General features: G+C 65.2%; 13 protein-coding genes. 8 read left to right on the plus strand and 5 right to left on the minus strand.

The annotated features are described in order from the left end of the window. Positions 1–31 precede the first annotated feature (31 nt). The 5 genes from ACH5N8_RS14370 (at position 32) to ACH5N8_RS14390 (ending at position 7,716) form a co-directional block, all read left to right on the plus strand. On the plus strand, positions 32–1,420 hold the full coding sequence (locus tag ACH5N8_RS14370) for an aspartate aminotransferase family protein (protein WP_483281808.1): 1,389 nt from the start codon (positions 32–34) through the stop codon (positions 1,418–1,420). A 163-nt stretch (positions 1,421–1,583) separates the two neighbouring features. Further along, the gene (locus tag ACH5N8_RS14375) at positions 1,584–1,967 is read left to right on the plus strand and encodes a copper resistance CopC family protein (protein ID WP_460027655.1); all 384 of its coding nucleotides are present in this window, start codon (positions 1,584–1,586) and stop codon (positions 1,965–1,967) included. 19 nt (positions 1,968–1,986) lie between these two features. Continuing rightward, positions 1,987–3,663 carry a copper resistance D family protein gene (locus ACH5N8_RS14380; RefSeq protein ID WP_483281809.1) on the plus strand — a complete coding sequence of 559 codons (1,677 nt, stop codon included), beginning with the start codon at positions 1,987–1,989 and terminating at the stop codon, positions 3,661–3,663. A gap of 59 nt (positions 3,664–3,722) precedes the next feature. After that, positions 3,723–5,036 (plus strand): amino-acid N-acetyltransferase, encoded by a 1,314-nt coding sequence (gene argA / locus ACH5N8_RS14385; protein ID WP_483281810.1) that lies wholly within the window; start codon positions 3,723–3,725, stop codon positions 5,034–5,036. 589 nt (positions 5,037–5,625) lie between these two features. After that, a complete protein-coding gene (locus ACH5N8_RS14390; RefSeq protein ID WP_483281811.1) occupies positions 5,626–7,716 on the plus strand; it encodes a sensor histidine kinase in 2,091 nt (696 codons plus the stop codon). A 55-nt stretch (positions 7,717–7,771) separates the two neighbouring features. Here the strand turns inward: ACH5N8_RS14390 and ACH5N8_RS14395 are convergent, their stop codons facing one another. Then, on the minus strand, positions 7,772–8,431 hold the full coding sequence (locus ACH5N8_RS14395) for a response regulator transcription factor (protein WP_483281812.1): 660 nt from the start codon (positions 8,429–8,431) through the stop codon (positions 7,772–7,774). A gap of 30 nt (positions 8,432–8,461) precedes the next feature. After that, positions 8,462–8,797, minus strand: a complete 336-nt coding sequence (locus tag ACH5N8_RS14400) for a hypothetical protein (protein WP_483281813.1) — start codon at positions 8,795–8,797, stop codon at positions 8,462–8,464. Positions 8,798–9,119: 322 nt separating this feature from the next. Here ACH5N8_RS14400 and ACH5N8_RS14405 point away from each other — a divergent pair, with 322 nt between their 5' ends. From ACH5N8_RS14405 to ACH5N8_RS14415, 3 genes are all read left to right on the plus strand, one after another. Then, positions 9,120–9,740 carry a LysR family transcriptional regulator gene (locus ACH5N8_RS14405; protein WP_483281814.1) on the plus strand — a complete coding sequence of 207 codons (621 nt, stop codon included), beginning with the start codon at positions 9,120–9,122 and terminating at the stop codon, positions 9,738–9,740. Then, a complete protein-coding gene (locus ACH5N8_RS14410) occupies positions 9,635–10,018 on the plus strand; it encodes a type 2 periplasmic-binding domain-containing protein (protein WP_483281815.1) in 384 nt (127 codons plus the stop codon). Before ACH5N8_RS14405 ends, ACH5N8_RS14410 begins: the two co-directional genes overlap by 106 nt. A 76-nt stretch (positions 10,019–10,094) precedes the next feature. Further along, positions 10,095–10,814: a helix-turn-helix domain-containing protein gene (locus ACH5N8_RS14415; RefSeq protein WP_483281816.1), complete on the plus strand. Its 720-nt coding sequence runs from the start codon at positions 10,095–10,097 to the stop codon at positions 10,812–10,814. A 441-nt stretch (positions 10,815–11,255) separates the two neighbouring features. On the opposite strand, the gene ACH5N8_RS14420 is transcribed toward ACH5N8_RS14415, so the two are convergent. The 3 genes from ACH5N8_RS14420 to ACH5N8_RS14430 all read right to left on the minus strand — a co-directional run bounded on the left by ACH5N8_RS14420 (position 11,256) and on the right by ACH5N8_RS14430 (position 13,159). After that, positions 11,256–11,429 carry a hypothetical protein gene (locus tag ACH5N8_RS14420; RefSeq protein WP_483281817.1) on the minus strand — a complete coding sequence of 58 codons (174 nt, stop codon included), beginning with the start codon at positions 11,427–11,429 and terminating at the stop codon, positions 11,256–11,258. A gap of 138 nt (positions 11,430–11,567) precedes the next feature. After that, the gene (locus ACH5N8_RS14425) at positions 11,568–12,278 is read right to left on the minus strand and encodes a retropepsin-like aspartic protease family protein (protein ID WP_483281818.1); all 711 of its coding nucleotides are present in this window, start codon (positions 12,276–12,278) and stop codon (positions 11,568–11,570) included. Further along, complete coding sequence (locus ACH5N8_RS14430) at positions 12,278–13,159, minus strand: NAD(P)-dependent methylenetetrahydromethanopterin dehydrogenase (RefSeq protein WP_483283203.1); 882 nt, start codon at positions 13,157–13,159, stop codon at positions 12,278–12,280. The genes ACH5N8_RS14425 and ACH5N8_RS14430 overlap by 1 nt, the downstream gene beginning before the upstream one ends. Between the last annotated feature and the right edge of the window lie 113 nt (positions 13,160–13,272).

Below are 13,272 nucleotides of genomic sequence, written 5' to 3' on the forward strand. Positions count from 1 at the left end.
CCGTTTAATCAGACACTTCGAGCCCATCGCCATGTCCACCTACATCGCCGGTCTACTCCGGGATCGCGCCGGCCAGAACTTCAGCCTGCACGAGGAGCATCTGAATACGCAGATGGTGCGCGTGCTCAAGGCCATCGGTTACGACCGCGTCTACACGAGAGGGCAGGGCCCGTATCTGTACGACAATCAGGGCCATGAATACCTCGATCTGCTGAGCGGCTTCGGCGTCTATGCCCTGGGCCGCAACCATCCGACCGTCATCCAGGCCTTGCAGGACGTCCTGACCAGCGAGCTGCCGGACATGGTGCAGATGGATGTCTCGCTGCTCAGCGGCCTGCTGGGCGAGGCGCTGCTCCAGCGCTGCCCGGAGCGGCTGACCAAGATGTTCTTCTGCAACTCCGGCACCGAGGCGGTCGAGGCCGCCATCAAGTTCGCGCGCTACACCACCAAGCGCGACCGGATCGTCTACTGCGAGCATGGCTACCATGGCCTGACCATGGGCTCCCTGTCGCTGAACGGCGAGAATGTCTTCCGCGAGGGCTTCGGCCCCCTGCTGCCGGGCTGCGCCGCCGTGCCCTTCAACGATCTGGCCGCGCTGGAGCAGGCGCTGGCCGGCAAGGATGTCGCCGCCTTCATCGTCGAGCCGGTCCAGGGCAAGGGTGTCAACCTGCCCAGCGACGACTACCTGCCCGAGGCTGCCCGCCTCTGCGCGCAGTACGGCACCCTGTTCGTCGCCGACGAGATCCAGTGCGGCATCGGCCGCACCGGCAAGTTCTGGGCGGTCGAACACTGGGGCGTCGAACCCGACATGATCTGCATGGCCAAGGCGCTGTCCGGCGGCTTCATCCCGGTCGGCGGCGTGGCCATGAGCAGCCGGGTCATGGATGCCGTGTTCAACCGCATGGACCGCGCCGTGGTGCACGGCTCGACCTTCTCCAAGAACAACATGGCGATGGCCGCCGGGCTGGCCACGCTCAAGGTGATCGAGGAGGAGAAGCTGGTCGAGAATGCCGCCCGCCGGGGTGGCGAACTGCTGGCCGGCATGCGCCAACTGGTCGACAAATACGAGCTGTTCCAGGCCGCGCGCGGCAAGGGCCTGATGATCGCGCTGGAGTTCGGTTCGCCGAAGAGCCTGTCGCTCAAGGCCGCCTGGACCATGCTGGAGGCTGCCAACAAGGGGCTGTTCAGCCAGATGATCACCATCCCGCTGTTCAAGAACCATCGCATCCTCAGCCAGGTGGCCGGGCACGGCATGAACGTCGTCAAGTTCCTGCCACCGCTGGTCATCGGCGACAGGGATCGCGACTGGATCCTGGCCGCCCTCGACGAGGTCATTGCCGACTGCCACAAGGTGCCGGGCGCCATCTGGGACCTCGGCAAGACGCTGACCGGCCATGCCCTGAAATCCAAGGCAGGCTGAGTCGCCGGAACGATCAAGCCCGAGCCATCCGTTGGCGCGCCGCCCGAACAGCGAAGGTCTCGACCGCGACCGCCGGCGGACCTGCCCGGAATCGCCCCGCGCATCGGCCGTGCGTCCGGCCGGTGCGTCACCTCTTCCGCCTCATGCCTACAGGTATCCACCCATGACACGTTCCCCAGCGTCCCGCGCCCTGCCTCTGATCGCCGCCCTGCTGGCCCCGGGCCTCTTGCCGGGGCTGGTGACAAGCGCGCAGGCCCATGCCGTGGTCACCGAGTCGTCGCTGACCCAGGAGCCGATCAAGCCCGGTCACGCCACCACCGTCAAGCTGCTGTTCAACGCCAACGTCGAGCTGTCGCTGTCGCGCGTCTTCCTGGTCAGCAAGGGCGATGTCTTTCATCCCGCCGAGATCGCCCATGGCAGGAAGCCGGGCGAACTGCTGATCAAGCTGCCGCCGCTGGAACCCGGCGACTACGCCATCAAATACAAGGTCTTCGCCGCCGATGGGCACCTGACCGAAAACAACATCCGTTTCCACGTCGCCCCCTAGCCCATACCGGAGTTGCGGCATGTACATGCAAGGCCTTGCCAATTTTATCGACGATTTCCTCGGTGGGCTGATCCTGATCGGCTATGCGCTGGTTGTCGGCAGCCTGTTCTGGAACGCCGTCATCCTCAAGGTCTGGTCCAGCCAGCCCGGCGTGAGCCCGGCCATCGTCCGCCGCGCCGTGGCCATCCTGCGTTTCGGTGCCATCGCCCTGGCAGCCATGCAGGGCGCCAAGCTCCTCATCAAGGGGATGGTGCTGTGGGGCGTGCTGGGCGAACTGCCCGTCCAGGCCTATGCCGGCACGGTACAGTTCCAGGCCGGACTGGTCCGCTTCCTGCTGGCGCTCGTCATCATCCGGGTCAGCGGCCAGCTACAGCGACAGCCGACCAACCGCCAGCAGTGGAACCTCCTGGCCGGGCTGTGCCTGCCCCTGGTCGTCGCCGGTGCCTGGCTGGTGCACGCGGTCGGCCGTTTCGAACACCGCGAACCGCTGATGGCGATCACCATCCTGCACCAGCTGGCCGCGGCGATCTGGTTCGGCGGTGTGGCCCAGCTTCTGGGGTTGTGGCGGCTGGGCTATCAGGACGAGGATGCCCGGCTGTTCTGGCCGCCCGCCATCGTCCGCTTCGGACTGCTGGGCATTGCCTCGGTGGCGCTGCTGCTGTTGACCGGCCTGCCGCTGGCGGTGAACTACGTCGCGTCCTGGAAAGGCCTGTTCGGCACCGGCTATGGCAGCCTGGTGGTGACCAAGACCCTGCTACTGTTCGTGGCGCTGGGTTTCGCCCTGATCAACCACCTAGCCGGCAAGCGCTGGCAGGCCAGCCAGGAAAGCGGCGCGCTGAAGCGCAAGGTGCCCTACTACATCGAGGCGGAAACCTTCATTCTCGTCGGCATCCTCTTCATCGCCGCGACACTGTCCTCGCAGCCGCCCTCCGAGGACATCACCGGCAATCCCGAGCTGACCGCCAGCATCCCCGAGGTGGTGGAGATGTTCACCCCGCGGCTGCCGAAGATCCATTCACCCACGCACGAGCAGCTGATCGCCGGCGAAGCCGGACGCGTCGCGGTCGTGGACAAGGTGCCTTCGGTCGCGGCGACCGAATGGTCGGACTACAACCACAACATCTCCGGCATCTTCCTGACCGTGATGGGCCTGGTGGCGTTCCTGTCCTACCTGCCCTCGCCGGCCTTCCGCTGGGCGCGCTACTGGCCCATCGGTTTCGTCGGCCTGAGCATCTTCCTGTTCTTCCGCAGCGATGCCGAGACCTGGCCGCTGGGTCCGATCGGCTTCTGGGAAAGCACCTTCGGCAATGGCGAGGTCTTCCAGCACCGCATCGCCACCTTGCTGGCCTTTGTGCTCGGCGTGCTGGAAATCCGCGCCCGCACCCGTCCCGACTCGACCCGTCTGCGCTACATGTTCCCGATCCTGGCGGCCTTCGGCGGCATCCTGCTGCTGACCCATGCCCACGCCGAGTTCGAACTCAAGAGCGAATACATCATCCAGTCCACCCACACGACCATGGGTCTGCTGGCGGTCCTGGTGGCCACCGGCCGCTGGCTGGAGTTGCGGCTGGCGCCGGCCGAGGGACCGACCGACGGCTCGGTCATGGGCGAAGGGACCGTGGCAGGCCTGATCGCCATCCTGTCGATGTTCCTGATCGGCAACATCATGATGTTCTACCGCGAACCGCTGTTCTGAACGAAGACCGTGACAGCCACGCGCGCCCCGGCGGCATCCGGCTAGCGCCAGGGAGGGACGTGGACATTCCCGCCTACGTCAGCTGGTTCCGCGGCGCCGCCCCCTACATCAACGCCCACCGCGGCAAGACGTTCGTCATCTATTTCGGCGGGGAAGCGGTCGCCGACGAACGTTTCCCCACCCTGCTGCACGATTTCGCCCTGCTGGAAAGTCTCGGCATCCGGCTGGTACTCGTCCACGGCATCCGCCCGCAGATCGATGCCCGGCTGGCGGAGCGGCAGCAGTCGGCACGCTACCATGCAGGGCTGCGGATCACCGACGCGGCAGCCCTGGCCTGCGTGAAGGAGGCCGCCGGCACCGTCCGCGTCGAGATCGAGGCGCTGCTGTCCATGGGACTGCCGAATTCGCCGATGGCGGGCGCTCGCCTCCGCGTGGCCTCCGGCAACTTCGTCACGGCGCGGCCGCTCGGTGTGCGCGATGGCATCGACTACCAGCACACCGGCGAGGTCCGCCGCATCGATGCCACCGGCATCCGGGCGACACTGGACCGGGGCGACATCGTGCTGCTGTCGGCGGTGGGCTACTCGCCGACCGGGGAAATCTTCAACCTGCGCTCCGAGGAAGTGGCGACCGCCGCGGCCATCGCGCTGCAGGCCGACAAGCTGCTGCTGCTGGGCGAGGAAGACTGTACCGCCGGTACCGGCGGGAAACTGATCCGCCAGCTGACCACCGACGAGGCCAATCGTCTGCTGGCCGCGGAGCAGGGCCTCAACACCGGCGTCAGACCGGACATCGAGGCCGCCACGCGCGCCTGCACCCAGGGCGTGGCGCGCGCGCACTATCTGAACTGGCGCGTCGACGGTGCCCTGCTGATGGAGCTTTTCACCCGTGATGGCGTCGGCACCCTGATCAGCCAGGCTCCCTTCGAAACCATGCGTCCGGCCCGGGTCGGCGACGTGCCCGGCATCCTGGACCTGATCGTGCCCCTGGAGCGACAGGGCGTGCTGGTGACACGATCCCGCGAGCGCCTGGAAAGCGGGATCGGCGACTACCTCGTCATTGAGCGCGATGGCACGGTCATCGGCTGCGCGGCGCTGCATGCCCACCCTGAAGCAGGCATGGGCGAACTGGCCTGCCTGGTGCTGCACCCGGATTACCGCCGCGGGGAACGGGGCGCCAGACTCCTGGCCCACATCGAAACGCTGGCGACGCGCAGCGGCCTGCGGCGCCTGTTCGTGCTCACCACCCAGACCGCCCACTGGTTTCGCGAGCGCGGCTTCGAACCCGCCGGCGTCGGCGATCTGCCGCCGAGCCGCCAGGGCGCCTACAACAGACAGCGCAATTCCAAGGTACTGATCAAGACCCTGGGATAGGCCGACCTGGCCAGGTCATGGGGCCCGCGGCCCACCATTCCTCCTCACGTCATCCCCGTTCCAGCGACAAGGCAGGCGCCCACACGCGCGCCTGATGCCCAAAAGACAGCGGGCCTCCCTTTGGCCGCCGGCGCTGGCCGATCATCACAGCAAGCCGCCAAGGACCCCGCGGGGCAGGGCCCCGGCCCGTGCCGCGGTGACTCCGCCTCCCCTCACGAAACCCGTGTTGCTGGCGACAGCAGCGATCCGAACGGCCCGACCGGATAATCCCGCCCTCGGTGATGCGGTTGCCCGCTGGACGTTATTCCGCTCGACCTTAAAAAATAAAATAACTGCGTCATGCTGATAACAAAAAATGCATACTTGCATAACATGAAGAAATCATACATATATGCATACTATACAATAAATTAAAAAACAAAAATAATTGGCCCGTAAAATTTTTCTTATTTTTTCACCACAATCCTGTCAATTCCTTACGTTTATACCAAGAAAAAGGCAGTATAAATTAAAATAAAAATAGCACAGAGGAAACAATCAGGGTGTGTCGCCGCAAAACAAGCAAACAGTTAACCGCGCAGGGTTGATCATGTTGGGATTCAGCCTGCTGTCCGGGATGCCATGGCCGATTTGGCCGGAATCGTCGCCGCCGAGCATCATCAATGCGGCGGCCATCCGGGAGGGAGTCGCCTTGTCCGGATCGCTGGAGATACTGGAGGACCCCTCTGGACAACTGGATCTGCGGGGTGCCATGGCAGCCGCGGAGCAGCACTGGAACCAGCCCAAGGGGGATGTGCTGCCGCTGGGTTACTCCACCTCGGCGTGGTGGCTACGGGCAGGACTGGCAAACCCGACGGACCGCCCCATCCAGCGGATACTGGAGGTAGGCTGGCCCTTGGTGAGCCGGATGGACGCCCACCTCCTGCTGGATGGCTACCCGATCGCCAGCCTTGCAACCGGCGACCAGCTGCCGTTCGCCACGCGTCCGTTGGCGGCCCGGACCTTCGCCATCCCGCTGACCATCCCACCCGGAAAGTCGGTCACCGTGGCTGTGCGGCTGGCCATGGCCTGCGGCACGTTCGAGGCAGTCCCCCTGCGGCTGTGGGAGCGGACCGCCTTCGCCGATGCCCAGCAGCGCGAAAACCTGATTTTCGGCATCTATTTCGGCGCCATTCTGGTGCTGCTGCTCCACAGCGGCCTGCGCTTCGCCGCCTCCCGGGACCGCAACCTCCTGTACTACGCCCTATATCTGGCATGCTTCGCCTGCTGGTACGCCGGGTCGCGGGGACTGGGTTATCAGTATCTGTGGCGCGATGCCACGTGGCTCAACCAGCAGTCCCACCTGCTCCTGCCGGCCCTGCAGCAGGGTTTCGCGACACGCTTCGTCACCGGCTTCCTGGAAACCCGGCGACGCCAGCCGAAACTGCACCCATGGCTGCTGGGGCTGACGGCCCTGATGATCCTGCCCATCGGTGCAGCAATAGCCTGCCAGGCGGGGTTCCAGGCACCCGTCGCGGCGGCCAGCCATGTCTACACGGGCCTGAGCGGCCTGCTGACGCTGCTCTACCTGGTCAGCGGCGGAATCGCCATGGCGCGCGGCGACCGGCCGGCAGGCCATTTCGTGCTGGCCTGGTGCTGTCTGATTCTGGGCGTCGCCGCCGAGCGCATGGCAGAACACCCGGGGATGGCACCGGACGGGGAGCCGCTGCTGGAGAACGGCCTCGCGCTTGGCTCCGGCCTGGCATTCCTGCTGCTCACCCTGGCGCTGGGCGATCGCGCCAACCGGCTGCGTGCCGAACAGCTGGCGACAGAGCAGGCGGCGCATCGCCTGCTCGCCGACTACAGCGCCGAGCTGGAAGCCAGGGTCGAGGAGCGCACCCAGGCATTGCGCGCGGCGGTACAGCAGACCAGCGCCGCCCTGGCCACCGAGCGCCGCATCTTCGCCGAACGTCAGACTTTTCTGGCCTCGGTAACCCACGAGCTGCGCACACCGCTGACCGTGATCGACACCATCGCCCAGAATCTCGAGCTGGAGGCCGGCAATACCGAGCCGGAAACCCGGCAACGCTATGGGCAAATCCTCGAGGCCACGGCACGCCTCTCGAATCTGCTGACGCAGTACCTGGACGAGAGTCAGCTCGCCGCCTCACGTGCAGTCGCCGGGATGAGCTACTGCAATCCCCGCCACCTCCTCGGCGCCGCCATCGAGGCCGCACAGCCACTGGCGCGCGGCCATCGCTTCCACATCGAGGCCGAGGGGCTGCCCGAGCGGTTTCTCTGCCATGCGGATACGCTGAACCTGGCGCTGATGACGCTGACCGACAACGCCGTGAAATACACGCCGCCGGGCTCGGCCATCGTGCTGCGTGGCGGGCGCCTGGGCCGGCGGGCCAGCGACGATATCTGGATCGAGGTGTGCGATCAGGGACCGGGGCTGGACGACGAGGAATGCCGCCTGATTTTTCAGCCCTACTACCGCGGCGAATCCGCCAGCAAGCAGCCCGGGCAGGGACTGGGTTTGCTGCTGGCACGACGGGTCATCGAACAGCAGGGGGGCTCCCTGACGGTCATCAGCAGACCCGGCGAAGGCTGCATTTTCCGCATCCGGCTGCCGGGCACGACGACCCCTGGCCGGCCCGGGACACCCGTCCCGCCACCGGAACCTGTCCATGACGAATAAGGCCCGGCAACCAGGCACAGGGAGCCTGCGCATGGGCCGATACGCGCGCTCAGGCTCAGCACTTGCCCATGCGGGCACCGAAGCTGTAGCCAACACGATGCTCGGTCTTGATCGGCAACGGCCGGCCATGGGCCGACGACCAGCGCTGGCGAAACCGGCTGATCAGCGTGTCGAGGCGACGCATGTCGAAATCCCGCCACGCGTAGCCCAGCGCCTCGACGATCTGCCGGCGGCTGACGATGGCGCCATTCGCGGCACAGAACAATGCGCACAGGGTCATTTCCGAAGGGCTCAGCTCCAGACGCAAGCCATCCGGGCTGATCAGGGCATGGGCCAGCATGTCGAGGCGCCAGCCGATACCGACCCGGCGCATCAGCACGTCGATGATGGCCGCCAGCTCGATCAGCTTGAAGGGCTTGACCAGATAATGATCGGCACCGCCATAGAGGCCTTGCAGCTTGTCGGCGGTGGCGCTGCGGGCGGTCAGCAGGATCACGCCGGCCCGGGGCGACGCCTCGCGCAGGCGCTGCGCCGCCTCGAAACCCTCACCGTCGGGCAGCATGATATCGATGATGGCGATCTCGGCCGCCGCCATCAGCGGCCAGAAAGCTGCCAGGCTGCCGGCCTGGCTGACCCGATGGCCACGCCGCTCCAGGAAGCCGGCCAGCTCCTGCCGCAGGATGGCTTCATCCTCCAGCAGGACGATACTGGCCATGACCGGCTCGCTGGCGCTTTGCCCGAAACATCACGGTTTACCCTGGGTGCAGGCGTAGGTGGCGGCATTGCTCTTCATCATCAGCGATGCCGGGTACTTGCCCTCCCTGACGAACTTGCGCACCTCCTCGATGGTGATGCGCTTGCTTTCCTCCTTGGCGATGCAGTCGCAGACCGCCACGACCTCGGACAGCAGCACGCCGCTGCCTTTCAGCGTCTGCTTTTCCTTTTCCACACACATCTCGGCGAACTTGTGCTCGAAGGCATGGTGATCCTCCTCGCTGATGACGTGCGCTTCCGCCACGGCAAAGGGCAACAGCATGGCCAGCAACACCGGGAAACGCAGGGGCGAGAATGATTTATTCATGGTTTTCATGGGCCTACCCGGACAACAGAGGGAGCGACATTGTAACAGTGCCGCAGCGCCCCACAGCCCAAAGCAAGCATCGCCCGCTGCCACGAAACCGGGCCGCGTTGAACATTTACATGCCAATACAGGTCTATCCAATGCCCTGCTGCCGCAGCATCGGCCCATCCCGACCCGAACTGGGTGGCCCCCACCGTCAAGGAGTGAAAACCGCAGTCAAGACACGCATCCAGGAAAGACAACCCGAGCGACCCGATGCCACCACCAGGCGCGGCCTGACTGACGGCACCCTTTCATCCTCTCCACGCCATTCACTCCCAACATGAACCTCAAGGAAATCGATCTGAATCTGATGGCCGTCTTCGAAGCGTTCTACGAGGAACGCCACCAGGGCAAGGCCGCCGAACGCCTGGGGCTGACCCAGCCCGCCATCAGTCTGGCGCTGTCGCGCCTGCGCCAGACCCTCAACGACCCGCTGTTCGAAGGCCGCATGCTGGCAGCCACGCCCAAGGCCCGGGCCTTGTTCGACAGCCTGCATGCGGGGCTCGACCATATCCGCCGGGCCATCAGCGAAGTGCACGATTTCGATCCCGTATGCTCGCACCGCCCATTCTGCCTGGCCATCACCTACAGTGGCGGCCTGGTGCAAGTACCGAACCTGTACCAGCGTATCGCCCAGGAAGCGCCTAACGTGCGCCTGTCGGTGCGGGCCATCGACCCGCCCGGTCAATTGCAGGAACTGCTGCGCCAGCAACAGATCGATGCCGCCATTACCCATCTTCCGCCCAGCGACAACAGCCTTGCCTTGCCTCGACCCGGCTTCCCGACCGCGAACTGGTGCTCATTGCCCGGCAAGGCCACCGGATACTGGAATCACCACCCAGCATGGAAAGCCTGCAACAGGAAGCGTTCGCCACCCTGTTCGGCCATCTGGACGGCTTGACCGATTCGCGCCACGACGGACTGCAGAGCCTGCTCCAGACCAACATCCGCATGGAGGCCCCGGCAGCACTGGCGCTGTTCCTTACCCTGGCCACGACAGACCTGATCAGTGTGACGACCAGGGAACTTGCCGAGTTGGGATCGCAGCAATTCGGGCTTCAGTGGCAAACCCTGCCCGAGAGCATCCCGCCGATTCCCCTCTATCTGGTCTGGCATCGCAACCTCGAATGGGACAAGGGCCAGCGCTGGCTGCGGGCGCATGTCCTGGATGTGTGGTAGGCACAGGCGTCAAGCAAATTGACGAAACCCCGCATGGCCAATAAGGTTGTACATTTCTCAAGCAAGGATCCGCTGAATGTCGCCATCCCCGCGCCTGCCTCCGCTCAATGTTGCCTGCAACGCCTGTAACCTCACCCGCATCTGCCTGCCGAACGGCATGCAGGCCGATCATGTGCGCAGCCTCAGCGATGTCGTCCGACGCAATCGCACGCTGCGCAAGGGAGATGCGATCTACCTGGCCGGCGAGCGATTCTCGGGCATCTTCGCGTTGAAATCCGGATCGGCCAAGCTGGTCTACTCCGACAGCGAAGGGCAGGAGATGATCGTCGCCGTCCTGCTGCCGGGAGAATTGCTCGGCTTCGACGGCGTTTCCAGCGGCCGCTATCGCTGCTCACTGGTCACGCTCGAAACCAGCAGCTACTGCGAGCTGCCGGCCCATGACCTCAGGCGACTGGGCCAGGAGCAGCCGGCCATCCAGGAAGTCCTGCTACAACGTACCGCCGAGCAGTTCGACCAGTCCATCGAACGGATGGCGGCGATCCAGCAGCCGGCCGACGCTAGACTGGCGGGATTTCTCCTCGACCTGGCCGAGCGCTTCCAGCGCCGCGGCTTCTCGGCCGAACGGTTCCATCTCAGCCTCACGCGCCAGGAAATCGGCAACCACCTGGGCCTGGCCCTGGAAACCGTCAGCCGCCTGCTGGGCAAGTTCGAAACCCGGCAACTGATCCGCGTGCGTGGCCGGTCGATCGAAATCCTCGAGGCCAGCGGCTTGCGCCGGATCGGCCGAGCCGACTGACCCTTGGCCTGCCGCATGGCCGGAACTTGACCCAGATCAAGTACGGACCAGCCCGCCGTTGATGGGCATCAGGGGTTCCCCGAACGGCAAGGCCTAAGCTATTACCCATGCAGTGCGCGACATCATCTCCTCCGCTGCATGACACTCAGCAGACTGATGACGCGACGGGCCACCGCCCCTCGCGTCTTTTTTGTGCATGCGTGTCAGTATCGCCCGCAAGATGGCGGGTAAACCCCGGCGTCCGGAAAAGAATCTGGCAGGTGTTACCCCCGGAAACCCGCAGCGGGACCGGAATCAATCCGAAAGATATGCCCCGTATCCGAAGGCAAGGCAAGACACGTCGCCCCGGGAGGGGCGACGCAAGGGGCGCCAGACCGACGGTCGAGACGTCGACCCGCGGCGAATGGAAACAGAAAGAGAAAGAATCCCTGACAGGGTGGCTCAGGGTGCGTGCTTGTACGCCGAGTTGTTGGCGTCCTCGGCGATGGCCTTGGCTGCGGTCGCATACTTGTCATGCTCGCTGCTCTTGACCATGAAAAGCGTCAGGATCACGGCCAGGATCAGGCCGCCGATATAGACCCAGAACATGTCTTTGCCTTTTTCCATTTCGTCCATAACGGTCTCCTCAAGGATGAATGGTCATGTGCCCCGAACGAGGCAGGGAAACTGTAATGGAGCGATTTCTGGCGGGATTTGATCGGGATCAAGACGGGGCGGGCGCAAAACTTGACCGCGGTCCAAGGCGGGACGCCATCATTTGGCCAGCAGCACCAGCTCGTTGTTGGCATCGTCGATGGTCATCCTGAAGCGTTGCAGGAAGCTCATGCCGAGCAGCTTGTTGCCTTCCAGCTGGCGGTCGTCGATGAAGCTGACCTCGACGTTTTCCGCTGCGACACTGCCGACACGCACGCTGCGCAGCCGGCCGATGCGCACCGGCACCGTGCCGCTGGCGGTCTGGCTGTTGCCGGACTGAAGGTCGGCGGCGGTGAAGCCCAGTTCACCGATCAGGGAGGACGGCAGGACCAGGGTGCTGGCGCCGGTATCGACCATCAGCGGCAGCGTGCGGGTCACGCTGTTGGGTCCGACCAGGGCAGCCTCGACGACATGATGGGCCCCGACCCGGCGGGTCTGGACATAGGCGCTGTCGGCCGAACCCTTCTTGCCGCCTTCGCCGCGGGCGCTGATGATACGTACCCGCTGGATGACGCCGGGCCGGCTCTGGGTAACCACATAGTTGTAGCCCTGCAGCAGATGCTTCAGCTGCTCCAGCGGCGTGCCATCGGCATTGCCGGGAGGCGCCTCGCCGAGACGGCCCAGCCCCTCGACGGTGAAACCACGCTGCGTCGCCAGATTCCGCAGTTGCTCCTGCAGGCTGGCGGGCGCCGCCGCCAGCACCGCACAGGCCCAGCAACAGGCCAGGACCGCCGACAGCCCGCGCCGCGCCCTGGTCCGTTCGCGGCGCATCAAACCAGGGCGCGCGCCTGCTCGAAAGCCGCCCGGAAATCCAGATAGACGGGTTCCTCGGCGCTGAGAAGCGATGCCAGCAGCGCATTCTGCAGCTTGTACTTGATATCGCCGATGGCCAGGGCGCCGATACCCACGGCCCCCGGCGCATTGACGGCATGCAGCAGCGGTTCGCCATTGTGGGTGCGTTTGATGCCTTCGATGCCGAGGGGCGGCACGGCGTTGACATCGCCGGCCACCTTCAGCTGCGTGGCATCGGCCAGCACGCTGGCGTTCAGCACCTGGATACCGGCCTTGGCGGTACAGAACACCAGATCGGCCTGTGCCAGCAGACGGGCCTTGTCGGCGTCCGAGCTGGCATAGGTGCCGACCAGCGTCGAGCCGCAGCGGGCGTTGTATTCGCGCGCCTTGTCGAGCGCCGTGTCGATGTTGAAGGGATCGACCAGGGTGACATTGGCCCCGGCCAGGGAGGCGATCACGCCGGTGGCGATGCCGACCGGCCCGGTGCCGCCGAAAACGATCGCCTGCGCGCCCTTGAGCTCGTCACCATGGTGGGCCTTGAGCTGTTTCTCGACGCAGGCGACCAGCGCCGCCGCGGTGGTGAAGGCGCCGCTGGGATCGGCCAGCACGGATACCACGAAGGGTGGCACCATCGCCTTGCGCGCGGCATCCAGCATGTTCAGGGCGATGCCGATGTCACGCCCGCCGATGAAGATGCCGGTGCGCTTCACACCCGCCGGTCCGCGCGAAAAGATCGCATCCTGCACCAGACCGTTCACCTGCTCCTGCTGCACGTTATCGTAGGGGAAGATCTGGTCGAAACCCGCGTCCACCGCCATGTTGATGTCGAAGGGGCTGACATGCGGCATGGGGTCGAACATGTGCAGGACGCTGCGTTTCTCGGTCTTTTCCACGGGAAGGCCTCCTCTCGGGCTGTCGGCGGGGCAGTGGGATCAGCCGCTAGGCTGGCTGTCGAGGCCTGGCCTTACGGAGA

The sequence above is a fragment of the Methyloparacoccus sp. NF-16 genome (genome assembly GCF_056880625.1).